Annotated in this window: 27 protein-coding genes; 21 read left to right on the top strand and 6 right to left on the bottom strand. The window is 47.6% G+C overall.

Translation table 11 applies throughout. The features are described from left to right. Positions 1-41 precede the first annotated feature (41 nt). The 6 genes from AC4E8B_RS20785 to AC4E8B_RS20760 all read left to right on the top strand — a co-directional run bounded on the left by AC4E8B_RS20785 (position 42) and on the right by AC4E8B_RS20760 (position 4,949). The gene (locus AC4E8B_RS20785) at positions 42-761 is read left to right on the top strand and encodes a hypothetical protein (protein WP_490215295.1); all 720 of its coding nucleotides are present in this window, start codon (positions 42-44) and stop codon (positions 759-761) included. Between the two features lie 15 nt (positions 762-776). After that, positions 777-1,172 carry a GntR family transcriptional regulator gene (locus tag AC4E8B_RS20780; RefSeq protein WP_129613376.1) on the top strand — a complete coding sequence of 132 codons (396 nt, stop codon included), beginning with the start codon at positions 777-779 and terminating at the stop codon, positions 1,170-1,172. A gap of 2 nt (positions 1,173-1,174) precedes the next feature. Continuing rightward, positions 1,175-2,047 (top strand): ATP-binding cassette domain-containing protein, encoded by an 873-nt coding sequence (locus tag AC4E8B_RS20775; protein WP_490215292.1) that lies wholly within the window; start codon positions 1,175-1,177, stop codon positions 2,045-2,047. Continuing rightward, a complete protein-coding gene (locus tag AC4E8B_RS20770; RefSeq protein WP_490215291.1) occupies positions 2,044-2,985 on the top strand; it encodes an ABC transporter ATP-binding protein in 942 nt (313 codons plus the stop codon). The genes AC4E8B_RS20775 and AC4E8B_RS20770 overlap by 4 nt, the downstream gene beginning before the upstream one ends. Positions 2,986-3,019: 34 nt before the next feature. Beyond that, positions 3,020-4,186 carry an ABC transporter permease gene (locus tag AC4E8B_RS20765; protein ID WP_490215290.1) on the top strand — a complete coding sequence of 389 codons (1,167 nt, stop codon included), beginning with the start codon at positions 3,020-3,022 and terminating at the stop codon, positions 4,184-4,186. Positions 4,187-4,361: 175 nt separating this feature from the next. After that, positions 4,362-4,949, top strand: coding sequence for a sterol desaturase family protein (locus AC4E8B_RS20760; protein ID WP_490219816.1), 588 nt, complete (start codon positions 4,362-4,364; stop codon positions 4,947-4,949). Between the two features lie 44 nt (positions 4,950-4,993). Here the strand turns inward: AC4E8B_RS20760 and AC4E8B_RS20755 are convergent, their stop codons facing one another. Continuing rightward, positions 4,994-6,184 (bottom strand): cation:proton antiporter, encoded by a 1,191-nt coding sequence (locus tag AC4E8B_RS20755; RefSeq protein ID WP_490215288.1) that lies wholly within the window; start codon positions 6,182-6,184, stop codon positions 4,994-4,996. A 283-nt stretch (positions 6,185-6,467) separates the two neighbouring features. Here AC4E8B_RS20755 and AC4E8B_RS20750 point away from each other — a divergent pair, with 283 nt between their 5' ends. The 8 genes from AC4E8B_RS20750 to AC4E8B_RS20715 all read left to right on the top strand — a co-directional run bounded on the left by AC4E8B_RS20750 (position 6,468) and on the right by AC4E8B_RS20715 (position 11,666). Next, positions 6,468-6,731, top strand: coding sequence for a metal-sensitive transcriptional regulator (locus AC4E8B_RS20750; protein ID WP_148973998.1), 264 nt, complete (start codon positions 6,468-6,470; stop codon positions 6,729-6,731). Positions 6,732-6,809: 78 nt separating this feature from the next. Next, positions 6,810-7,037, top strand: coding sequence for a sulfurtransferase TusA family protein (locus AC4E8B_RS20745; RefSeq protein ID WP_257992333.1), 228 nt, complete (start codon positions 6,810-6,812; stop codon positions 7,035-7,037). Positions 7,038-7,091: 54 nt separating this feature from the next. Beyond that, entirely contained in the window at positions 7,092-7,571 is a 480-nt protein-coding gene (locus AC4E8B_RS20740) for a DsrE/DsrF/DrsH-like family protein (protein ID WP_009793111.1), read from the top strand. An 11-nt stretch (positions 7,572-7,582) separates the two neighbouring features. Beyond that, a complete protein-coding gene (locus tag AC4E8B_RS20735; protein WP_490215286.1) occupies positions 7,583-7,876 on the top strand; it encodes a rhodanese-like domain-containing protein in 294 nt (97 codons plus the stop codon). A 38-nt stretch (positions 7,877-7,914) separates the two neighbouring features. Continuing rightward, complete coding sequence (locus AC4E8B_RS20730; RefSeq protein WP_490215285.1) at positions 7,915-8,490, top strand: sulfurtransferase TusA family protein; 576 nt, start codon at positions 7,915-7,917, stop codon at positions 8,488-8,490. 53 nt (positions 8,491-8,543) lie between these two features. Further along, positions 8,544-9,656: an MBL fold metallo-hydrolase gene (locus AC4E8B_RS20725; protein ID WP_490219814.1), complete on the top strand. Its 1,113-nt coding sequence runs from the start codon at positions 8,544-8,546 to the stop codon at positions 9,654-9,656. A gap of 69 nt (positions 9,657-9,725) precedes the next feature. Further along, a complete protein-coding gene (locus AC4E8B_RS20720; protein WP_490215284.1) occupies positions 9,726-10,502 on the top strand; it encodes a sulfite exporter TauE/SafE family protein in 777 nt (258 codons plus the stop codon). 96 nt (positions 10,503-10,598) lie between these two features. After that, complete coding sequence (locus AC4E8B_RS20715; protein WP_490215283.1) at positions 10,599-11,666, top strand: hypothetical protein; 1,068 nt, start codon at positions 10,599-10,601, stop codon at positions 11,664-11,666. Positions 11,667-11,705: 39 nt separating this feature from the next. Here the strand turns inward: AC4E8B_RS20715 and AC4E8B_RS20710 are convergent, their stop codons facing one another. From AC4E8B_RS20710 to hxlA, 3 genes are read right to left on the bottom strand one after another with little or no spacing between them, the layout of a single operon-like run. Then, positions 11,706-12,422: a 3-ketoacyl-ACP reductase gene (locus AC4E8B_RS20710; RefSeq protein WP_490215282.1), complete on the bottom strand. Its 717-nt coding sequence runs from the start codon at positions 12,420-12,422 to the stop codon at positions 11,706-11,708. A gap of 27 nt (positions 12,423-12,449) precedes the next feature. Beyond that, complete coding sequence (gene hxlB / locus AC4E8B_RS20705) at positions 12,450-13,007, bottom strand: 6-phospho-3-hexuloisomerase (protein ID WP_490219813.1); 558 nt, start codon at positions 13,005-13,007, stop codon at positions 12,450-12,452. A gap of 4 nt (positions 13,008-13,011) precedes the next feature. Beyond that, on the bottom strand, positions 13,012-13,644 hold the full coding sequence (gene hxlA, locus AC4E8B_RS20700; RefSeq protein ID WP_490215281.1) for a 3-hexulose-6-phosphate synthase: 633 nt from the start codon (positions 13,642-13,644) through the stop codon (positions 13,012-13,014). A gap of 165 nt (positions 13,645-13,809) precedes the next feature. Between hxlA and hxlR the strand changes: the two genes are divergently transcribed. Next, a complete protein-coding gene (gene hxlR / locus AC4E8B_RS20695; RefSeq protein WP_490215280.1) occupies positions 13,810-14,175 on the top strand; it encodes a transcriptional activator HxlR in 366 nt (121 codons plus the stop codon). A 283-nt stretch (positions 14,176-14,458) separates the two neighbouring features. On the opposite strand, the gene AC4E8B_RS20690 is transcribed toward hxlR, so the two are convergent. Continuing rightward, positions 14,459-15,157: a C39 family peptidase gene (locus AC4E8B_RS20690; RefSeq protein WP_490215278.1), complete on the bottom strand. Its 699-nt coding sequence runs from the start codon at positions 15,155-15,157 to the stop codon at positions 14,459-14,461. Positions 15,158-15,337: 180 nt separating this feature from the next. Between AC4E8B_RS20690 and AC4E8B_RS20685 the strand changes: the two genes are divergently transcribed. Beyond that, positions 15,338-16,138, top strand: coding sequence for an aminoglycoside adenylyltransferase domain-containing protein (locus AC4E8B_RS20685; protein WP_490215276.1), 801 nt, complete (start codon positions 15,338-15,340; stop codon positions 16,136-16,138). 18 nt (positions 16,139-16,156) lie between these two features. Here AC4E8B_RS20685 and liaG read toward each other — a convergent pair whose 3' ends face one another. Beyond that, entirely contained in the window at positions 16,157-17,005 is an 849-nt protein-coding gene (gene liaG, locus AC4E8B_RS20680) for a LiaG family protein (protein ID WP_490215275.1), read from the bottom strand. 203 nt (positions 17,006-17,208) lie between these two features. On the opposite strand from liaG, the gene fdhF reads away from it, so the two are divergent. The 5 genes from fdhF to AC4E8B_RS20655 all read left to right on the top strand — a co-directional run bounded on the left by fdhF (position 17,209) and on the right by AC4E8B_RS20655 (position 24,110). After that, entirely contained in the window at positions 17,209-20,178 is a 2,970-nt protein-coding gene (gene fdhF / locus AC4E8B_RS20675; RefSeq protein WP_490215274.1) for a formate dehydrogenase subunit alpha, read from the top strand. Next, positions 20,171-20,710, top strand: coding sequence for a helical membrane plugin domain-containing protein (locus AC4E8B_RS20670; protein ID WP_490215273.1), 540 nt, complete (start codon positions 20,171-20,173; stop codon positions 20,708-20,710). Before fdhF ends, AC4E8B_RS20670 begins: the two co-directional genes overlap by 8 nt. 368 nt (positions 20,711-21,078) lie before the next feature. After that, entirely contained in the window at positions 21,079-22,344 is a 1,266-nt protein-coding gene (locus tag AC4E8B_RS20665) for an ammonium transporter (RefSeq protein ID WP_490215272.1), read from the top strand. A 60-nt stretch (positions 22,345-22,404) separates the two neighbouring features. Continuing rightward, the gene (locus tag AC4E8B_RS20660; RefSeq protein ID WP_490215271.1) at positions 22,405-23,379 is read left to right on the top strand and encodes a putative nucleotidyltransferase substrate binding domain-containing protein; all 975 of its coding nucleotides are present in this window, start codon (positions 22,405-22,407) and stop codon (positions 23,377-23,379) included. Continuing rightward, positions 23,379-24,110 (top strand): exonuclease domain-containing protein, encoded by a 732-nt coding sequence (locus AC4E8B_RS20655; RefSeq protein ID WP_490215269.1) that lies wholly within the window; start codon positions 23,379-23,381, stop codon positions 24,108-24,110. The genes AC4E8B_RS20660 and AC4E8B_RS20655 overlap by 1 nt, the downstream gene beginning before the upstream one ends. Positions 24,111-24,240: the final 130 nt, after the last annotated feature.

The following is a 24,240-nucleotide window of genomic DNA, read 5'->3' as shown; positions in this document are numbered from 1 at the left end:
GTATATAGATATAAACACTATAACAGTGGGAGGAATCAAAATTGAACGAATGGAAAGAAGCGATGTGGCTCGTTAAACTCGAATTGGGCAAATCGGCAAGAGGGTTTATACAGCTCATACTCAATACTGTCCTGTTTCTAGGGGTAACCGTTTTAGCTTTTTCGCTCGGTATTGGCAAAACTGCCATTGTGGATTTTATGTTTATGATTTTATTCGGTTTTTCGGCGGCCTGGTCGAGGACAAAGGACTTCCAGGCTCAAAAAGTGCAAGCCGACGTATGGGCCTCCCCATATTTCATGACGCTGAGCCAGCTGCCGATCGGGAAGGAGATTTTGGTGAAAAGCCGTTTTTTGACTTATTTTCTGACCGTTATCCCAGCGCAGCTGATTTTCATGATTCTGCTGTACAGCTTTAGTCCAAGTCTGAACAGTGAGCTGGGAATCGGCGGATTTACTGCATTTTCGCTTATATGGCTTGCTTTCAGCATTTTCTTTGGACTGTCTTTCCCGGCAATGGAAGCTGGCGATACTATCAAGCGCGCCCGCATGGTCATTTACAGCATTATGCTGTATGGCGGAGGAATTGCAGCTGTCATCCTTTTCAATACCTACAGCAGCGGCCTTGTCGGCTGGACGATTATGGCCGCGGGAAAATGGCCGCTATTAACGTCTCTGCTTGCGATAGCAGCTGCAGTGGCCTGCACGCTCTTTTATAAAAAATACATGCTGAAGAAAATGGCAACAATCGACTATCTGTCATAGAAAGGAGGAAACCGCTTGGAGCTTCCTATCAGATTATCCAAGGAGTCCCGCGTTCCCATCTACCACCAGATTGAGGGACAGATAAAAGCTTTGATTGCGAGCGGGGTGCTTCCGGCAGGATCGCCGCTCCCGTCCATCCGCTCCCTGTCGAAGGATCTTGAGGTAAGTGTCATCACAACGAGAAGGGCTTATCAGGATCTTGAATATAAAGGCTTCATCACCACGATCCAGGGAAAGGGAACCTTTGTGGCAGAGGTGGCTGAATCGGAAAAGGCGGATGTTAAGCACAATTCAGTCTACCAGGCATTGGAAAACGGCATCCGGACGGCCATGAGCTATGATTGCACACTTGAGGAAATTGAAGAAATTTTTCATAAAGTGATAGAAAAAATTAAGAACGGGGAGGAATGAGCATGCTGCCAATAGAAATCACCGGACTTGAAAAAAATATAGACGGCTTTAAACTGGGCCCTTTGGATGCAAGGTTTGAGCCAGGGACCATCACAGCACTAATCGGGAATAACTCATCAGGAAAAAGCACCCTATTAAAATTAATGATGAATCTTGCCAAAAGAGATAAGGGAGATATCCTGATAAACGGGCACTCGATTTCAGAGGGAGAGTCATGGAAGCGGAGCATCGCGTATCAGCCTCAGACACTGAACGGCGTCAGCACGCTTACCGGATATGAGCTGTATTCACTTGTTTCGAGATGGTATCCTTCCTGGGATAAGCAGCTGTTCGACGAGATAGTGAACCTATTTTCGGTTCCGCTTGATAAGCCGTACGGCAAGCTTTCGCAAGGCGTACAGCAGAAGCTTAGCCTTGCATTGACCCTCCCAAGGGATACAGAGATTCTTCTTCTGGATGAACCATCTGCCTCCATGGATATACCTGCAAAGCATCTTTTAATGGAATTGCTTGCTAAGTGGATGGAGCGGGGAGATAAGACGATGATCATTGCGACTCATCAGGCGGAGGATATCCGCAAACTGGCCGATTATATCCTTTTTATGAAGGACGGAGAAATCACAGGTCATTTTGATAAAGATGAATTGGCCCTCAAGTTTAAAAAGTATTGGGTTAGCGAGCTGCCGGTCTCCAGCATACCTGGGGAAGTATCGCGCCAGGGAAATCGGATGGTCATAACAACGGCAGCTCTGGAAGCAGAACATTATTTTAAAAAAGTAGATATTGCCGTTTTGGAGGAAGAGGTGCCGGAGCTTGAGGAAGTGCTGGCCATCATGCTGCAGCAGCCAAAACAGGAAAAGGGGTGGAGAATGTGAGCGGGAAGGTGCTCTCGGTTGAAAGTATCGGCAAGTCGTATAAAGAAAAACAGGTGCTGAAGGATATTTCTTTTTCAGTGCATGAGGGTGAAATTATGGCAATCCTTGGCCCGAATGGCGCCGGCAAATCCACCTCGATCCGCAGCATCATGGGCATCATTCTGCCGGATGAAGGGGATATCACGTTTCACGGGCATTCTTCAGGAAAAAGCATTCCCCGCCATCTGATTGGCTACCTGCCTGAAGAAAGGGGCCTTTATAAAAATGTCAAAGTGATGGATATGCTCCTCTATCTGGCTGAGTTAAAGGACTACCCCTTGAAAAAGGCAAAGAAGCGGGTTCTTGAGTATTTGGCCAAGTTCAATATGGAAGGGAAGGAGAAGGCCAAACTGGAGGAATTGTCCAAAGGAATGGGGCAGAAAATCCAGTTTATCGCCTCTGTCCTTCATGAGCCCCGCCTTCTCATCCTTGATGAGCCTTTTTCCGGGCTGGATCCAGTCAGCCAGGAGGTTTTCAAAAAGGAAATCAGGGAGCTTGCGGATAAAGGAACGGCCATTCTGCTTTCCTCGCATCAGATGAATATGGTGGAGGAATTGTGCGACCGGCTATTTATGATTCATAAAGGGCAAAAGGTCCTTGCAGGAACCGTGGAAGATGTGAAAAAAGAGTATGCGAACTATAAATGCACAATCCGGGGAGCAAATGGAGCGGCACTGCTGGAGAAAATTCCTCATGTGCAGAGGGTGGAGAAGAAAGGCGATGTGTCAGTCCTTTATCTCGACAGCAGTGTTCATCCAGCCAGGTGGCTGAAGCAGCTGCCTGAGGAGCTGGCTGTCCAGGAGCTGTCCATCGACCGTGTTTCCCTGCATGAAATATTCATAGACATTGCATCGGAAAAGCATCTTATACAGAAAGGGGTTCATAGAATTGCGCAATAGCTTAAAGGTAGCCAAATGGGAGATAAAACGGAATATGAAAAATAAATCCTTCGTCATTTCGCTTTTGCTGACTCCGCTAAGCTTCCTGTTTTTTGCCATATTGCCAGCCATGATGGACCGCTTCCAAAGCGAGCCCGAGCCGGTTAATGTGATAATAAAGGATGAACTGGGTATCTGGAATGGCACAGAAGGAATCATGGCAGGGCTTGATTGGGAAGTCGAGCTGACAGATGCTTCTGAAAGTGAAATATTAAATAAGCTTGAAGCTGCTGAAAATACGGTCTTTATTCCGCTGACAGAGAACAGACTTGATGCTGGACGTTTCCCGATCTATATGAGTGAAGGAGTACCGGATGATGTTCTGCAGCAGCAGGCGATGCTGCTGGAGCAGCCCTTGCGCGCCTTTCAGCTGAGCCAGCTGGCGCTTGATGAAGAGGAGCTGGCAGCAGTCTCACAGGATATCAGTTTTGCAGAGGTTGATGCGAAGGAGACGGGTGCTGGAGAGGATATGTATGAACAGCTGATCCCGGGAATCACTGCGGGTGTTGTCCTGTTTTCGGTTGTAATCTCGGGAATGATGATCTTCCAGAGTGCGTCACAGGAAAAGAAAGATAAAATAGCTGAAATTATGCTGTCTTCTCTGACATCCGGTGAACTGATGCAGGGGAAAATCATCGGTTATTTTACCCTTGGCATCATCCAGGTGGCCGTCTGGCTTCTGTTCGTCATCCCGGCTGCATCATGGAGGCTCGATGTCCCGCTGATCCAGTATCTCGCAGCCCCGGAAACGTTGGTCCTTATGCTGTTTGCGATCCTTGGCTATCTGCTGTTTGCCGCAGTTTTTGCAGGGATGGGTGCAACCGTGGAGGATGTAAACTCTGCCAGCAATTTTCAGGGCTTTATACTGATGCTTCCTTTTGCACCGCTTTTGTTAATCAAGCCGGTCTTTTCCGATCCTGAAGGAGTGATGGCAATCGCGGGCTCTTTTATCCCATTCACAGCCCCGGGGGTATGGATCATGAGGCTTTCCGTCATGGAAGAATGGCCATGGGGAGAGATCCTTCTTTCAGCAATCATCCTCCTGGCCAGTATTGCTTTACTGATGAAGGCGGCCGGGAAAATATTTAAGGTTGGCATTTTAATGCACGGCAAAAATGCCACTCCGCAGGAAATGTGGAAGTGGCTGAGTAAAGCGGAATAAGAGCAAAAGTCTGGATAGAGTCTATCCAGGCTTTTATTATTGCTTGATAAATATTCAGAAAATATTGACATCTAATATCTCCGGGAATATATTGGACATATTAGACAGGAGTGTGAAGCAATTGAAAAGCAAAGGCATTTATAAGGATTTCTTTTTTCATCCAGATATCATCATCATGTCAGGCCTATTTGCAGCCGGACTCATTTGGTATATAGCGGTACTCGGTGCCGGCTGGCAGCTCCTTGCCTTTACAGCAGGAGGAATGCTTACATTTATGTTCAGTGAATATCTCACACACCGCTTCCTGTTCCATCTTAATCCGCCAAAGAATGCTCTGTTTCTGACCTTTTTAAAGCGCATTCATTATGACCACCACAAATATCCCAATGATTTAAAGCTGCTTTTTCTGCCGGTCTGGTACAGCCTGCCGAACTTGTCGGTCCTTGCCCTCATTTTTTTCTTCCTTACTGGTTCGCTGCCTGATACGGTATCATTCAGCCTCGGCCTCGTGCTCATGCTGCTGATCTATGAATGGAAGCATTATGTTGCCCACCGCCCGCTCAAACCGAAATTCAAATTTGGAATATGGCTGAAAAAAACGCATATCCTTCACCATTTTAAAAATGAAAACTATTGGTATGGAGTCTCAACTCCATTTGTGGATGCTCTGTTTGGGACATTGAAGGATGAGAAGGAAGTAGAGACAAGCAAAACGGTGAAGGATCTTGAGGGCAGGAGCAAGGAAGAGAAGCTTTCATCCTGAAGAATAGGCTCATCAATGGAAAAAGCTGCCCCACAGCAGCTTTTTCATTTTTTTATAAGTGCTTTGGAAAGGGGATAGATGGTCGAGCTTTGGATAATTAAGCTTAAAATGACCGCGGTAAAGGTCAGCGAAATGATCATATCGGCTCTGGTGGTTTGTGCTGCATCGAGAATCAGCAGAAGAACGACCGACATGGTTCCTTTAATGCCGGCCCATGAAATGATGGACGATTCCCGCCAGCTGAACAGCTTCCTTTCTTTCGGAAAAGCAAGGATAGTTCCATGGATGACAGCAAAGCGGATCAGGATGCTCATAGCAAAAATGACAAAGGCAATGCCCCAATAATCAATGGTCAGATGGCCGGTTGCTTCGATTCCAATCATAAGAAAGACAAGGGAAATAATGGTCGGCTCGATTATTCCCCAGAAGCTGTCGAGGGACTCCAGGTAATGGTCTTCCTTATTTGTGTGATTGAACTCCCATGACAGCATGATGCCGGCAGAAACCGTGGCCAGCACACCCGAAACGCCTGCAAGCTCTGCTGCATAGAAGATTCCGTACGAAAGAATGATGCTGAGCATCACCTGGTAATCTTTCCGCTCGGTCACGTGGACAGCTTTGCTGACGATCCAGCCGCATATAAGTCCAAGAAAAATACCCCCGAGAGATACAAAGAGAAAGTCTTTTGCAAACGAAAAAACCGAAAAGGATTCTCCTCTGGCAAACATCCCTGTCAGTACAGTGAACAGTACAAAGCTCGTCCCGTCATTGATCATGGACTCACCTTCCACAATTTCGCTTACCCTTGGATCAGAGGAAGCCTCCTTAAGGATGGATATGACCGAAACCGGGTCGGTGGGTGTAAGGATGGCAGCAATCATCAGGCTTCCCAGGAAGCTGATGCTAATGAAAAGATTGGCAAAATAATAAATGGCAGCCCCAAGGAGCAGAGCAGTGATCAAAAGGCCTGCTGTACTCAGGAAGCCAATCATGCCTGCATTTTTTTTCAGGGCGGCTGGAGGAAAGCGATATGCTGAAATGAATAATAATGAAGGCAGGAAAATATCATACAAAATTTCCTTTCCGATATGAAGCGATGCAAAATAGCTTATAAAAGAAAGGCCGATTCCTATCAGCACCAATACTGGCGGACCTGGGAACAGCTTTTTCTTTTTATCAATGGTCAAAACAATATAGCCGATCAGCAGCAGCAGAATAATTTTTATCGGTTCCATGCAGCCTCCTCCCCCTTTCAAATCTTAATAGAAAAATACCCTTTTGCCATCAGGCAGAAACATATAGCCAATAGGGTATCTTTATCATCCCGGTGCTGGAAAGATGAATGCGGAGCGCTGATGAAAATAAAGAGGCAGGGGAGTTTGCAGCACAATGAAGCACCCGCTCTGCAGTTTTACCGGACTTCAGATTTAGACTGTTGACAAAATACCTACTAGGGTATAATATTGGTTCACGGCCGCAAGATAAAGCGGTAAACACACACGAAATGGAGGGCATCCTTTGGAATATAATAATGGCACCAAGAATCGGATTAAGCGGGTTGAAGGGCAGATGCGCGGCATTATGCGCATGATTGAAGAAGATGCAGATTGCAAGGATGTCATTACCCAGCTGTCAGCTGCAAGGTCGGCAATTGACCGGGCAATCGGCGTAATCGTGAGCACAAATCTGGTGGAATGCATGAAAGATGCCGATGAAGATGGCACTCTGGAGCCGGAAGAGATGATAAAGGAAGCAGTCAATCTGCTTGTAAGAAGCAGATAAGGTTGACAACCTTTTTATTTTGAAATATCATATACCCCATGAGGTATTTAAAAACAATTATCCAAGGAGGAATTTTTCATGAACAGCAATAAAGTATTAGATGCAAAAGGCTTGGCTTGCCCAATGCCAATCGTTAAAACAAAGAAGGCAATCGGTGAGCTTGAATCAGGTCAGATATTAGAGGTCCTGGCGACTGACAAGGGAGCAAAAAGCGATCTGACAGCATGGGCTTCATCAACAGGGCATGAACTGGTTGATATGAAGGAAGAAGCAGGCGTATTTACTTTTTACATTAAAAAAGGCTGATTTTTTTTGCAGGGTTATATACCCGGCACAGTATATTAGATGAGGGGGATTAGAATGTCAGAAAAGAAAAGAACAACGATTGTCCTTTTTAGCGGAGACTATGATAAGGCGATGGCGGCCTATATCATTGCGAACGGAGCAGCAGCGTATGACCACGAAGTTACCATTTTCCATACTTTCTGGGGATTGAATGCTCTTCGGAAAGATGAGAATACTATGGTGAAAAAAGGATTCATGGAAAAGATGTTCGGCAGGATGATGCCAAGGGGAGCCGATAAAATGGGGCTTTCAAAGATGCACTTCGCAGGGCTTGGGCCTAAGATGATCAAAGGTGTCATGAAAAAGCATAATGCACTCCCGCTGCCGCAGCTGATCGAAATGGCCCAGGAGCAGGATGTGAAACTGGTTGCCTGCACAATGACTATGGATCTGCTCGGACTGCAGCAGGAAGAGCTGCTTGATAATATTGAGTATGCAGGTGTTGCAGCATATCTCGGTGATGCCGAAGACGGCAATGTAAATCTGTTTATATAGGAGGAATAATTATGGAGAAATGGACAGCTAAGGAAGTTGAAGGCAAGCTGGAAAAAGGAACTCTTAATATTGTGGACGTCCGGGAAGTGGATGAGGTAAAAGAAAGCCGTATTCCTGATAGTGTCAATATACCGCTTGGACTGCTTGAATTCCGGATGCATGAGCTTGATAAAAACAAAGAGTATGTACTTGTATGCCGGTCGGGCGGCCGCAGCGGAAGGGCATGCCAGCTGCTTGAATCCCATGGTTTCAAGGTCGTTAATATGGAAGGCGGAATGCTTGCCTGGGAAGGGCAGACAGAGTAATTTTTTTTGAGAAATCATATACCCTGGGAGGTTTAAAGATGACACAGATTAAGACAGATTCCACTCTTGATGCAAAAGGGCTTGCCTGCCCTATGCCAATTGTTAAAACGAAGAAGAAGATTACGGGCATGAATGCAGGTGAAGTGCTGGAGGTGCTGGCTACAGATAAAGGCTCGAAGGCAGATTTAAAGGCTTGGGCAGAGAGTGCCGGCCATCAGTATCTTGGAACTGTAGAAGAGGAATGCGTGCTCAAGCACTATCTCCGCAAAGCAAGCGGCGAAGAGGTGCAGGAAAAAAAGCATCCTCATGTTGTCAGTAATAGTGATCTTGAGAAGCTTGTGGCGGAAGACGGCGATATCATTGTGCTGGATGTAAGGGAATCTGCAGAATATGCTTTCCACCACATTCCGGGCGCTGTCTCCATCCCATTAGGGGAGCTGGAAGAACGCGCCGGAGAACTGGACAGTGACGCACAGATCTATATAGTCTGCCGGACAGGCAGCAGAAGCGATCTTGCTGCAAGGATGCTTGATTCCAAAGGCTTCAAGGATGTCAAAAATGTGATCCCTGGCATGAGCCAGTGGAACGGACCATCAGCCAGTATGAATCAATAAAAATTTTAAATAAAAATATACGGCAGGGGGTAATTAGATTGGCAGTAAAAGCAATGACAGCAAAAGAAGCTGCACGAAAAGTAATTCAAAAAGAAGAACTGTTTATTCTTGATGTACGCAATCATGATGCATTTGAGGATTGGAAAATTGAAGGAGACCGTTTCCAATATTTGAATGTCCCATATTTCGATCTTTTAGATGGCGTTGAAGAGATTATGGAAAAGCTGCCGGAAGATAAAGATATCCTGGTTGTCTGTGCCAAGGAAGGTTCTTCAGTAATGGTTGCTGAGATGCTTTCTGAAGAAGGGCTTGATGTTTCATATCTGCAGGGTGGAATGAAGGCATGGAGCGAGCATCTTGAACCTGTCAAAGTTGGGGATCTGAAGGACGGCGGAGAGCTGTACCAGTTTGTGCGTCTTGGAAAAGGCTGCCTTTCTTATATGGTGATTTCCGGCGGGGAAGCGGCCATTATTGATGCAGCCCGGATGACAGAAGGTTACAGAGAGTTTGCTGGCGAAAAAGGAGCGGCAATCAAGCATGTGTTCGATACACACCTTCATGCTGATCATATTTCCGGAGGAAGAATGCTTGCTGAACAGACCGGAGCAAGCTACTGGCTGCCGCCAAAGGATGCCGGCGAAGTCACTTTCGATTACAGCAGCCTTGAAGGTGGAAGAACAGTGGAAATCGGCACAACTGCTATTGATATCCATGCATTGTACTCTCCTGGCCATACGATTGGATCAACATCTTTCGTGATTGATGGACAATACTTGCTTTCAGGCGATATTTTATTCATCGACAGCATTGGGCGCCCCGATCTGGCCGGCCTAGCAGACGACTGGGTAGGAGATCTGCGTGAGACACTGTATAAGCGATACCGCAATCTATCGGAAGAGCTGCTCGTGCTGCCCGCCCATTTCATGATCATTGATGAACTGAATCATGATGGTTCTGTTTCAAAGAAGCTGGGCACCTTATTCGCAGAAAACCATGGTTTGAATATCAGCGATGAGGCTGAATTCCGCAGTCTGGTCACCGAAAATCTCCCGCCGCAGCCGAATGCCTATCAGGAAATCCGCAAAACCAATATGGGTAAAATCTCTCCTGATGAAGAAGAACAGCGTGAGATGGAAATCGGTCCGAACCGCTGTGCTGTTAGATAATAACAGGAAGAAGCCTGCCGTACCTTTATAGACCGGCAGGCATTTTCCTGAAAAGGGAGGATGAGAACCATGAGCATTGAATTTATCATCGTCATTTTCCTGCTTGGTTTTGCTGGATCGTTTATTTCCGGGCTGCTCGGCATAGGCGGTGCCATCATCAATTATCCTATGCTGCTGTATATACCGGCTCTTTTGGGAGTGGCCTCGTTCACTGCGCATGAAGTGACAGGCATCAGTGCGGTCCAGGTGTTTTTTGCTACGATCGGCGGTGTATGGGCCTACCGTAAAGGAGGATTTTTAAATAAGTCTCTGATCATTTACATGGGCATCAGCATTCTTGCAGGAAGCATGATCGGCGGATACGGATCAAAATTCCTGCCTGAGGCAGGCATCAACCTTGTGTATGGCATCCTCGCATTGATTGCGGCGGTCATGATGTTCATTCCGAAGAAGGGGATTGATGATGTTCCGCTTGATAAGGTCGTTTTTAATAAATGGCTTGCTGCTGCGCTTGCCTTCATCGTCGGCATCGGTGCAGGAATCGTCGGGGCCGGCGGAGCTTTCCTGCTCGTTCCGATTATGCTTGTTGTCCTGAAAATACCAACGAGGATGACGATTGCATCTTCCCTTGCCATTACATTCATTTCTTCCATTGGTGCAACAGCGGCTAAGATTTCGACCGGACAGGTGGAGTATCTTCCAGCCCTGATCATGGTTGCTGCAAGCCTGCTGGCCTCTCCTCTTGGGGCGAAAGCCGGGAAGAAGGCCAATACGAAAGTGCTGCAAGTGATCCTGGCTGTCCTGATCTTTGCTACCGCTATAAAGATCTGGATGGATATTTTATAATAGGATGCTGCCCCTCAAGAGGGGCAGTTTTTTTGTATGTGAAAAGATATATAGCATAAATTAACGTTAGCATAAATGAGAGGCGGTGAAATTTCTATGAAATATATTGTGAAAAAGCCGGTCAAGCTATTTGACCAGATTGAAAGATATGGCGAAATCACCAATGTTCTTGGATTTGGGGATCCGCATGTAGCCAAAGTGGACGGCCGGTGGCAGATGTTTATCGGCGGTTTTCAGACAAATTTCAAAAACAACCTATTCACTGCCTCGCTCCCGCATGGGGATCCGCTCAGCAGCAATAATTGGGAGCTTGCCATGGATAAGCAGAACCCGAAAAAGGCGGAGCCTCTCATTGAGAACTCCGAGAAAGGGAGCTGGGATTACTTCGGCTTTCATACTCCATGCTATGTGAAGGGAGAAGGAAAAAACGGTGAAACAAAAGAATTGATATATTATACCGGAAGAGCCTCCAAAAAGGTTCTTGACAATGATGCTCCTTACTCTATCGGGGCTATTGAAAGGACAGCCGGCAGCTGGAGGAGGATACCCTTCCCGGTAATAAGGGGGACGAGCAGCAGTCCGAACGTGCTCGAGCCTAAGGCGGGATTCATTGATGGAAAGTGGAGGATGTGGTACGTAACCACAAGACGGGAGACAGGGAAAAAAGGCTATCCGCATTATACAATCATGTACACAGAAAGTGATGATGGACTGACAGGATGGAGCAGCCCTTTGCCTTTGTTTGGAGCGAATGAAAACTATTATGATGCATCAGTCCACCCTTCAGGACAGAACGGGTATGAAATGCTGGTATGCCGAAGCACCAATCTGTATGGAAGAAAGCCGTTTCCTAAACAGGGCCTGTGGATTTTGCAGGGAACTGAGCCTGGCGGAAAGCGCAGCAGCTGGTCATCTGACCCTTATTGTATCCTGGATGCAGAGGAGGGGGAGGACTGGTACAAGCACGGCATTGGCAGTCCCTCAGGCCACTACGGGGAGTCGGAAGCTGACCGGAATACCCTCTATGTATTTTTTACAGGGCTGCACCGGGAAAGAAACTGGATGAACATCGCCCTGGACTGTTTAAAAAAGAAGAGGCGCCCCCCATTCCCGTCCCCATTTTATTTTACAGTCGGAAGGGTGGAGCTGACTAAGGAGAGATAGAAAAGAAGCAGGCCAGAGCGGTCTGCTTCTTTAAGTTTCTTATGGATTAGTCGACCACATTCCGGCATTTTTAATAAAGATGCGCGGATTCAGCTTCAGCTGGGCAACCATGTATTCTGCCAAATCTTCAGGCTGCATGACTTTTTCAGGGTTCCCGTCAGTCAGGTTTGTTTCAATTGCGAGATCTGTCGCCACTGTGCTCGGCGTCAGGGCGCTGACCCGGATATTATGCTTTCTGACTTCAAGCATCAGTGATTCTGTCAAGCCAAGGACGGCAAACTTGGAAGCACTGTAGGCGCTGGTCACAGGAGCGCCTTTTTGGCCGGCAGTTGATGAGATATTGATGATATCGCCAGATTTTCTTTCGATCATTCCAGGCAGGACCGCACGTGTTACATGGTAGACGCCCATCAGGTTAACCTGAATGATGTCTTCCCACTCCTGCGGGGAAAGCTCCAGGAAGCCGCCAAATTTAGCGATGCCTGCATTGTTGATCAGGATATCGATCTGGCCAAGCTCAGACGTTATTTTCTCAACGGCTTTGTTGACGGACTCGCTGTCCTGGACATCGGCAGCAGCAAAGGATACTTTTACATCGTACTCTTTCAGCTCTTCCGCTGCTTTTTCAAGATTGGAAAGAGTCCTTCCAAGCAGGCCGACAGAAATGCCTTCCTTGGCGAAAGCAATTGCTGCTGCACGGCCGATGCCGCGGCCGGCGCCTGTGATTAAAGCTGTTTTTCCTTTCAGACTTTGCATAAGATCACTCCTTTTAATGATATGATACTACTCCAAATTGGCATGCCTGCCAAACATTTTGGCTGAATCAAGATCTTTTTTCTCCATGACGCGAAGGATGATGGCATCATAAAGCAGGAGAAGGGACTGCTCAAACAGTGATCCCATCGGCTGGATGGTGGAAAGACCGCCTTCGTTCTGATCCTTTGTCGCGCCCGGCATTTTGACAGTGATATCAGCAAGGCTGGCGATGGATGAGTCAGGCACAATGGTTGCGGCTGCTATTTTGCCGCCGATCGACCTGGCTTTTTCAGCCATGGAAACAAGGCTCTTTGTCTCTCCGGAGCCCGACCCGATGATCAGCAGATCATTCTCTTCAAAGCCCGGCGTGACGGTTTCGCCGATAACATAGGCGTCGACCCCCATATGCATGAGCCTCATGGCAAAGGATTTTGCCATGAAGCCTGACCTGCCGGCACCGGCTGTGAAAACTTTTCCGGATTCGAGTATCTGGCTGGCGAGTGCTTCCGCCTCCACCGGGTCAATCGCTTCTGCCGCATGTTCCAGCTCGTTCAGAATCTTTTTCAGGTATTCTGCCGTATTCATCATCTTATCCTTGCTTGATGATTTCCTGCATTTTGCTTGCAGCTGCTTTTTTATCATCCTGGCTGGTGATGCCTCCGCCAACGATGACCAGATCCGGCTGAGCCTTGACCACTTCCGGAAGGGTATCAAGCTTGATTCCGCCCGCGATGGCTGTTTTAGCATTTTTTACAACGCTTTTAATTGTTTTTAGATCTTCAAAAGAGTTCTGGCCAACAGCCTGCAGGTCATAGCCGGTGTGTACGCAAATATAGTCAACGCCAAGCTCGTCCAGTTCTTTTGCGCGCCCTTCGAGGTCCTTGACGGCAATCATATCCACAAGGATTTTTTTGCCTTGCTTTTTCGCCTCTTCCACTGCCCCTTTGATGGACTCATCTTCAGCAGCGCCGAGGATCGTGATGATGTCTGCGCCAGCTTCAGATGCCTTCATGACTTCATATCCTGCTGCATCCATGATCTTTAAGTCGGCAAGCACTTTCAGATTAGGGAATGCTTCCTTTACTTCTTTGACCGCTCTGAGGCCTTCATTTATGACAACAGGAGTGCCGATTTCCACGACATCGATATGCTCTTCTACTTCTTTCACCAATTCGATTGCTTCAGGAATGTTCACCAGGTCTAACGCTAATTGTAATTCCATTTTTTTCACTCCTTCAAAATAGTCTGGGATGAACTGTGTTATTGAATATCACAGTATGAATGTCATTATAGAGATAACAGCTCTCATTTGTAAGTACGCACTTTATTTTTACATAGTGCCTAAAAGTATACTAATGAGTTATAATAGGCTTCGGAGGTGGTTGTGATGTCCCGAATGCTGGATAAAACCTTTAACTGTGAAAAAGAACTGACTCTTTCTGTGATCGGCGGAAAGTGGAAAATGATCATTTTATGGCACCTGGGAAAAGAAGGCACCAAGCGATTTGGCGAACTCAAAGCCCTTATACCGGGAATCACTCAGCGGATGCTCGTCAACCAGCTGCGCGAGCTGGAGGAAGACAGGATCGTCCACCGCGAAGTTTATCCTGTTGTGCCGCCGAAGGTCGAATATTCCCTCACTGAACAGGGCAGGACGCTTATGCCAATCCTGGACAGCATGTACAGCTGGGGAAAAAATTATATGGAAACTGTCATAAACTCTGGTCAGGATCCTGATCAGACTGCAAATTGACGAAAAAAAGATTGCTTCATGCGAAGCAGTCTTTTTTGTTTTTCACGACTTTATTAAGTTGTCCTGCCGGATGGATTTTAGCAGCAGAAGTAGAAAAATAAGCGGCTGTTTGCAGATTCCCTTTATGGCCCGGAAGAAAACCTGCAGTGTGGCAGACGATTAAAGATAATGGCCATGAAGAGTTTCCTAAATACAGCGGCATGTCTCATGACGCAATGGAAAAAGAGGCAGAGCGAGTTCTGCTTCCTATTATCATAAAGCTGGAATGCCTATGATTCGTTTGTTAATCTGCCGCTTCCTCATAGGTGATCGCCTGTTTGCCAATCTGTTCCCAGCCGGCTATGAACTCTTCCCGCGGGAGCTTGCGGTTTTTTTTGTCGAGAGGGTCGTTAACATAGAGGTTTTGTTCATCAAATCCTGTGACAAGGACCGAATGCATGCTGTAGGTGATTTTGACTGGTCCGCTTTCGGTCTCCCATGTTTCCCATTCACCTTCAGGAAGTCTATCGAAGGTGCTGGTGACAATGACCCAGACAGGGCGGCCGTCTTCGACCTGCTCCAGGACAGAGTCAAAGCTTTCGCCTGTCATGTCTTTTATTTTCCCCGGCAGATAGTTTTCTGCCAGTTCGGCGACCGGTTCATGATAAACGCCAAGGCCGGGTTCATCCATTGTCTGCATATTGCCGACGAATCCTTCATGGATGTTGCCGCGGACACCGTTATCCTCGAAAGGCACCCGCTTGATTTCTTCGGAAAGGGTCATTTTGTCAACAGAAACACCAGCATCCTGGAGGAGCATGGCAAGGGCAGTCACTTCACAGCCCCTCATCAGCTCAGGCTTCTGGGAAATATGCGGGGCATCGATCATCATCTGCTCAGCCGTCTGCTCCTCGGCTGGCTTGGAGACGGCTTCTTCTTCGGCACCGCTGCTGTCAGAACAGCCGGCAAGCACAATAACTGCAGCTATCATCGCTTTTTTCAAGGATTTTCGCTCCTTTCCCGTTTTTATTGTACGTTCCCTTTATGCCGATGAGTTAACCTGGAAAAGCATGCTGCGGCCTTCGTGCAGGGATGGCCGGCAATTTCTCTTGTCCAGGAAGGTTTTTTATTGTCCGGCTCGAATAGTAGAAGATAGTAAGAAATATCGAGAGGAGGCAGCAGAGTGGGAATTGGATTCTATCTGATGATGGAAGAGTATATGGAAATGGCCGACATTTATTTGCCAGGCAGGCTGGAAGGCCTGTATATCCATGGCTCTGCCGCGCTCGGAGCTTATCTGCCGGGCAAAAGCGATATTGACTTTATTGCAGTTACAAATGGTGCTTTAAATCAGGAGGAAGCAGATCAGCTCATGAGGGTCCATGAAGAGCTTGTTTTTAAGCATCAATCTCCAGAACTGGACGGCTGCTATGTAATATGGGACGACCTTGGCAGTCTTGCAGCGGAATCCCGCTATATCTATAATGGCGGGGAATTAAAAGAGGGTGCACCATTTAACCCGGTCATGTGGAGAATTTTAAAAGACCATGGAATCAGATTAAGGGGCCCAGATATATCAGATCTTTCTATCCCTATTCGGGAAGAAGACCTGGCCGAATATATCAGGGAGAACAGCCAGTCGTACTGGAGGAAAAGAATGGAGGCAATGAAAGCTGACCTGGAAGGAATAATGGCGCTTCCGGGAGAAATGATTTATGAAGAGCTGGAGTGGAGCATACTTGGCCTGCTGCGGCAGCTTTATACCCTCCAGGAAAACGGGATCACCTCCAAAGCAGGGGCAGGGAAATATGGGCTCATACATATGCCGGATAAATGGCATTCAGTGATTGAATTGGCGCTTCTTGTCCGGGAGGGGAATACGCCTCCTGCTGCACCGGAAAAAGATGTGATCATAGATGCGCTTCAGCTGATGGATCATTTGTCTCCTTCCATCTTGAGAGAAAAGAAGGGCCTTCCTTCATAAAGAGAGGCCCTTCCCAGATTAATAAATGCTGACATCACCGCTGGAAACATCAACCTTGATTTCATGTTTGCCTTCCTTATTACTTCCGCTTATGCGGTTGTCTTTGACTTCTTTTTGGTCCATGGGGACATCTGCATGAATGTCACCGCTGCTGTAGTAGGCATCGAGTGTAAAGCTGGCATCATCAGGCAAATCGAGCTGTACATCGCCTGAGCTGACTTCCAGGCCGATAGGTGCTGTAAGCTTCTTCATTTTGATATTGAGTTCTCCTGATGCTATGCCGGCCTCAAGTTTTCCTTCTAAGCTGTCAATGACGGTGCTGCCTGAACTGATTTCAAGGTCTGCTTCTTCTGCATGTAATGAAGATATGAACAGTTCCCCAGATGCGCCGTTAAGCTCAAATTCCCGGACTTGAAGGTCTCCGAGCATAACATCTCCTGAACTCATATCCAGCGAGACTTCCCGCAGCATGATCGGGTTCCTGCCGTCAAACTCAAAATTTCCGGAGCCAAGATTGATGTCCATATCTTTGTCGTAGTTTTCGGGAATATAAATGCTGAGCTTTGTCTTTTCAAAGCCGCCGAACCAGTGAGGCCATTTTCGTTTATAATCGATCTTTATTGTGCTGCCGTTTTTCTTGACGTTCACTTCACCCTTGCCATCCAGAACGGCTTCGACGGTATCTCGTTCTTCCTGGATGATGGTTGTCTCTACTCCTGACACATTTACTTCAATCTGGCTTATCCGTTCGGCTGAAGCTTTTTCTTTTCCGTTTGCGCCCAGGCCCAGCCAGCTGAAATGGCTGAAGCTTGTAAAGGCCAGGTAAAGACCGGTGATAACCAGGAATAACAGAATGATTTTTTTCATATGGAAACCTCTTTCTATTTTTTGTTTGTCATTTAAATGTTCTTGTTTGTATTCTACAGGAAGATCCAGTCCCCTTTAATGCACCTCCGCATGATTTCTTTCTAAGACCTGAGACATATAAGTGAAACCGCTTTTTCTTCTGATGTTTATTTTGGAAAAAGGAGGGTACAGGGACTGTTACAGGAAAATGATTAAGAGAAAGGATGAGTGATTTGCCTGATACTTATCAAGTAAAACTAAATGGTGCCGATGTGAAGGTGGCGGCAGATGATAATACAACCATCCTTCATCTTGTGCAGAACTCATCAGTGGAGGTGCCGAATGTCTGCTATCATCCGAGCCTAGGGCCGATTGAAACATGCGATACCTGCATCGTCAGCGTTAATGGGGAGCTTGTCAGGTCATGTTCAACCAAGCTCAACGATGGGGATATCATCGATACAGTATCGGCAGAAGTGAAGGAAGCACAGGTTATCGGGATGGACCGCATACTGACCAACCATGAGCTTTACTGCACAGTCTGCGACTATAATAACGGCGGATGCGAAGTACATAACACAGTCAAAGAAATGAAAATCAACCACCAAAGCATCCCTTTTGCGCAAAAGCCTTATCCCACAGATGATTCCCATCCTTTCTACCGGTATGATCCGGATCAGTGCATCCTTTGCGGACGCTGTGTCGAAGCATGCCAGGATGTGCAGGTGACAGAGACGCTGACAATCGACTGGGAGCGTGAAAGGCCCCGCGTCATATGGGATAATGATGTGCCAATCAATGAATCCTCCTGTGTTTCCTGCGGCCACTGCTCAACCGTCTGTCCGTGCAATGCCATGCTGGAAAAGGGCATGGAAGGGGAAGCCGGATTTTTGACAGGGATCGCCAAACAGACGCTTCGGCCGATGATTGAAATCACAAAAAATGTCGAAACAGGCTACGGCTCGATCCTCGCCATCTCGGATATGGAGGCGGCGATGCGCGATGAGAGGATTAAAAAGACGAAAACGGTCTGCACGTATTGCGGAGTGGGCTGCAGCTTTGATGTCTGGACAAAGGGCCGTGAAATCCTGAAGGTGGATCCGCAGGTGGAAGCCCCGGCTAACGGAATTTCCACCTGTGTTAAAGGGAAGTTCGGCTGGGACTTTGTCAATAGCGAGGATCGCCTGACCAAGCCCTTGATCCGGGAGGGGGAGTTTTTCAGGGAGGCAGAATGGGATGAGGCCATCAGCCTGATCGCCCGCCGTTTCACTGAAATCAAGAATGAACACGGTGCGCAGGCCATGAGCTTCATTTCTTCCTCTAAATGTACGAATGAAGAGTCCTTCCTGATGCAGAAGCTGGGACGCGCGGTAATCGGGACCAATAATATCGATAACTGCTCGAGGTACTGCCAGACGCCTGCCACCGTCGGGCTGTTCAGGACGGTGGGCTATGGAGGGGATGCTGGCAGCATCCGGGATATCCAGATAGCCGATCTTGTCCTCATCATCGGCTCCAATACAGCTGAATCACATCCTGTCCTGTCCACCAGGGTGAAAAGATCGCACAAGCTCAGCGGCCAGAAGCTGATTGTGGCAGATCTGCGCAAACATGAAATGGCTGAAAGGGCGGATCTGTTCGTGCAGCCTAAGGCAGGCACTGATATCGTCTGGCTGTCAGCAGCGGCAAAGTATATTATCGACAATGGCATGGCAGATGAAAAGTTCCTTGCTGAAAAAGTGAACGGGCTGGATGAATTCACAAAAAATCTGGAAAAGTACACGATGGAATATGCTGCCGAAGTTACGGGCATCCCGCTGGAACAGCTGATTCAAATGGCAGAAATGATCGGCAGGGCGAAATCCGTCTGCGCCCTTTGGGCAATGGGCATCACCCAGCATATGGGCGGCAGTGATGCGAGTACAGCCATTTCCAATCTCCTTCTTGTCACAGGGAACTATGCCAAGCCAGGTGCCGGGGCTTACCCGCTTAGAGGGCATAACAATGTCCAGGGGGCGAGCGATTTCGGCAGCATGCCGAATATGTTCCCGGGATACCAGGAAGTTGCTGATCCTGAGATCAGGAAGAAGTATGAGCTGGCATGGGGAACAGAGCTTCCAGGCGAGCCTGGGCTCAATAACCACGAAATGGTCGAAGGCATTCATGCCGGCACCCTTAAGGCAATGTACCTGAAGGGGGAAGATATGGGACTCGTTGATTCAAATATCAATCACGTGCATGCTGCGTTTGAGAAGCTTGATTTCTTCGTGGTCCAGGATATTTTCCTCAGCAAGACGGCGGAGTTCGCCGATGTCGTCCTCCCGGCAAGCCCGAGCCTTGAAAAGGAAGGGACATTCACTAATACCGAGCGCAGGATCCAAAGGCTGTACCAGGCCCTTGAACCGCTTGGTGACTCAAAGCCTGACTGGCAGATCATCATGGAAATCGCCAACAGCCTTGGGGCAGGCTGGAACTACAAACATCCATCCGAGATCATGGAAGAAGCTTCGAAGCTGATGCCTTTATATTCCGGCGTGACGTATGAAAGGCTGGAAGGTTATAACAGCCTGCAGTGGCCGGTAGCGGAGGATGGTACGGATACCCCGCTTTTATATACAGACAGGTTCCCATTTGAAGATGGCAGGGCCAGGCTCGTGCCGGTGGATTGGACAAAGCCGCTGGAGTTTGAGGAAGAGTATGATCTCCATATCAATAATGGGCGTCTTCTTGAGCATTTCCATGAAGGCAATATGACATACCGTTCCAAAGGGATCAGCGAAAAGACGCCAAGAGTATTCCTGGAGGTTTCCCCTGAGCTTGCTGAGGAGCGCGGCCTGGAAAGCGGTACGCTTGTCAGGCTGACATCCCCATATGGGAATGTCAAAGTTCAATGCCATATCACGGACAGGGTGAAAGGGAAAGAGGTATATCTTCCGATGAATGACAGGGGAGAGGCGGCCATCAACCTCCTGACAAGCAGCTATGCTGACAAAGATACAGATACCCCTGCTTATAAAGAAATCCGGGCAAAAATGGAGATTCTGAAGGCCAAGGGCGATGATCCGCTCCCCGGGATCAACCACCGGTTTGGAAACCCGCAGCCGCAAATCGGCGTTCAGGTCCAGAAGAAGTGGGCACGGAAGGATTATATTTTCCCTGGTGATCTTGTGAAAAAGGAGCGAGAACATGGCTAAAGCAATCACGCATATCAAGCGCAAGACATTGAGCGAGGAAGAAAAGCGTAAAAAAGATCTGATGGAAGTGGAAGATGCCCTGATCGATAATAAAGAAGCTATCCTGGAGTCTCTCAAGGTCATGAGGAATATGCATGACCGGGGGGTGCTTTCCCTGCTCAGCAGTCTGTTTGGCCAGGGAGACAAAGTCCTCGACATCCTCGTCAGGGCGGCCGACAAACCGGAAACCTCGAACACACTGAAAAATTTGCTTCTGATGGCCGGGACTCTGGGCATGATCAATGTCAAACAGCTGGAGCCGTTCCTGCTTAAAATCGACTCGGGAATTGCCAGGGTGGCGGAAGCAGGAGATGCAGAGGAAAAGACAAGCTTTTTCGATCTGGCTAAATCTTTGAAAGATCCGGAAATCAACAGGGCCGTCACCCTGCTGCTGACCTTCCTGAAAGGGATGGGCCAGGAAACGAAGGAGCTGGAGAGGAATACCCAGCTTCCGCAGGAACAAATAAAAGAGCAGAGGAAACAAAATGAGTAATTTTAGGAGGAGGGCTGATGCTCTCTTCTTTTTTTGGCCAGCTGAATATCCGGCTGAACGAACCTAATATCAACAGCTATGTCTAACCCAGATTTTTTGTAAATGAAATGAGGGATTAAGCGGCCCCTAGAGTCCTGGCTTGGACCTGAAATTTTCAAAAACTTTCTTTTAAAAAATCAAACCCTTCGATATCAAGGAAGACAGCGTTTACATGTTAGGTTATTTAACATTAAGTTATCAGAAATTTTAAAATACTCATTGACACTCGTTTTAAATTAGATAAAATAAGGGTAAGAAACCAAATGTTATATTATCTAACATTAATATGTTAGGTGATAAGCGCAAATTATTTTTTAGGGGGAGAGAAAGTGGATACAACTTTTTTGATGAACAGCTTATGGGTCATGGTTAGTGCAGTCCTGGTCATTTTCATGCTTGGAGGGTTCATTATGCTGGAGGCCGGGTCTACAAGAATGAAAAACGCCGGCCATATAGCCGGGAAAACCATTTTTACCTTCGGGCTTGCTTCACTCGTTTTTTGGGCTGTCGGCTTTGGGTTCATTTTTGGGGACAATAGCAATTTCTTTACAGGGTTATCGCACTTCTTTTATTCTGGATATGAAATTGAAGGAATGAGTCTTTCCTCATCAGTGTTTTTCCTCTTCCAGCTTGCTTTTGCAGGCATCTCCATCACGATTGCCCTCGGCGGCTTCGCAGAAAGGGCAAAGCTTTCAATCTATCTGATATTTACGGTACTGTTTTCAGCGCTTGTCTATCCGGTGGTTGCCCATTGGATCTGGGGCGGTGGATGGCTGGCTGAACATGGGAAGCAGGACTTTGCCGGCTCCACTGTCGTTCACCTGACAGGGGCGATGGCGGCACTGGCAGCGACCCTCCTACTTAAACCGAGGATCGGCAAATATAATAAAGATGGCTCTGCCAATAATATTTACGGACATAACCAGGTTTTCACAGCCCTGGGAGTATTGATTCTCTGGATCGGCTGGTTCGGCTTCAATGCAGGAAGCACGGTCTCTGTAGATGGAGCATTCTTTGGCTTTGTTGCCCTGAATACCAATCTTGCGGCAGGTGCAGGAGCGGTCGCGGCACTCCTTATCTCATGGGTGGTTCTTGGCAAGTCGGATATCACGACAATGCTGAATGGCGCCCTGGCAGGCCTTGTTGCCATAACAGCATCCTGTGCCTTCGTTGACACTTGGGCAGCTGTCATCATTGGATTTGTTGCCGGAGTACTCGTCTTCTATAGTGTCCGATTCTTCGAGAAACTGAGAATTGATGATCCGATATATGCCCTTTCTGTCCATGGAGCGGCAGGAGTGTGGGGCACATTGTCAACCGGATTCTTCGCCACCCCTGAATTGGCAACAGTCGGCCAGCCGGGATTATTCTACGGCGGAGGCTTCACGCAGCTGGGAGTCCAATTCATGGGTGTGGCTGTATCTGCCATCTATGCATTTGCCGTATCATTTGTCATACTGCTCATAGCGAAGAAGGTTATGAATGGCTTGCGTGTATCTGAGGAAGAAGAAATTATGGGCCTTGATGTCAGTGAGCATGGCAGCTATGGATATCCAGAGGTTTTTCTTTCAAAAGAAGATAAATTGTCTTCATGAGCATAGCATAGGGCCTCTTTATGGGAGGCCTTATTTTTCTTATAAAGGGAGTGCGTTTAATTGCAGGAGTTTCAGTCATATGCAGAAATAAGGGAATGGAAGGACAGCCGCATCTCCATGGCTGCCTCCAGTACAGCCGGAATAAATGAAGTCCATGATGAAACGATGAAATACGTGTTCAGGCAGTCTGTGCAAAAGGCCGGAAAAGGGCCGGACGAATCGGGTTTTGTCTGGTTTGTGACCGGCAGCGGAGGCAGGCTGGAGCAGGGGGTTATCAGTGACCAGGACCACGGCATTGTTTATACCGGGGGGGAAGAGGAAGCAGCGTATTTCCAGGAACTGGGGCAAGAGCTGTCATATGGACTGAATGAAACGGGATACCCCTATTGTGAAGGCAAGGTGATGAGCAGCAGCCCATTATGGCGGAAAACGGCAGAAGACTGGAAAGGGCAGCTTAAGAAATGGATCAAGGAGGAAAGCTGGGAGTCGATCCGGTATCTGCAGATTTTTTATGATGCAAGGGCACTTGAAGGAAGCGGAATGTTTATCAGGGACCTGAAGTCTTATGTACACGCTGCTATGATGGCCAGGCCCAGGCTCTTAAAAAGGCTTGCGGAGAATAGCATGCATATAAAACCGGCTGTAGGTCCCCTGGGCCAAATCCTTATTGAGGAAAAAGGGAAATTTGAGGGCTGCATAGACTTGAAGCAGACTGCTTTCCTTCCTTATGTCAACAGCATCCGTCTATTAGCGATGAAGGAAGGGCTTTTTGAGACCTCCACCCTTGAAAGGATCAGCAGGCTTGCGGAAAATGCAGAATATAGGGACGCACTGGAAAAGGCAGAGCGCAATTTCCGCCTTCTGCTGTCCTGCAGGGAAAGTATCTTCTCCCTTGCCGGCTCTTATGAAACTTCCCGCTATTTGAATGTAAAAAAGCTTCCAAAGGAAGAACGGGCCAAGCTCCGCAATATCCTGAAGGGCGGAAAAAAGCTGCACCAATTTGTACAGGCCAAGATTGAAAAGGGTGTTCAATAATGCGCTTTGAAAGCATGTTTCAAATGATGAAAGGGCTGCCGGGGAAACTGAATTCAGGTGTATTCGGGGGGATGCAGGGCGGTCAGAATTCCCAGCAGCAGGCCTTCCTGCGCAGGCTGAATAAAGAGATACGGGCAGAGGAAGCGCTGTCAGTGCCGCTTGACAAGCTGGAGGCTGTCGTCATGGATATTGAAACTACGGGCTTTTTTCCTGATCAGGGAGATGAGATCATCTCGATAGGGGCGGTCAAGATAGAGAATGGGACGATAAATGAGGATAAGAAGTTTTATTCCCTGATCAGATATGAAAAAACACTTTCACCGCAGATTGAACAGCTTACAGGCATAAGGGACTCCCAGCTCAAGGAGGCGCCTCCGCTGCCTGAAGTGCTGATAGAGTTCTTCCAATTCTGCGAAGCGCGGACCATCATAGCACATCATGCCCAGCATGAGAAAAGCTTCCTGCAGAATGCGGGCTGGAAGCATTTCAAGGCTCCTCTTAAGCACAGGATTATAGATACCTCTTTTCTGTACCGGATTGCTGAGCCGGAGCTTAACCTGCAGAGGCTGGAGGATTTGTGCAGCCACAACGGCATTCCGGTCATGGTGCGCCACCATGCCTTGGAAGATGCCCGCCTCGCTGCCGAGCTATGGTGCTGTTATATAAGCAAGGTCCAGACAAAAGGCTGTATGACACTGAAAGATGTATATGAAAGGGTTGCTTCATTATAGCCCTATTAAAGGTGCGGTTTCTGCTGTGCCTTTTTTGTATTCTTTAATTTCCTTTTTCAGCCAGAAAGGGGGTTTAACTGTCATTTTTCCAGCGAAAATACTAAAATAGGAAATAGCTATAAAAATGTTA

The sequence above is a fragment of the Bacillus sp. SRL543 genome (assembly GCF_984799205.1).
The sequence above is the reverse complement of the archived record's forward strand: the minus strand, read 5'-3'. Positions and strand labels throughout refer to the sequence as shown.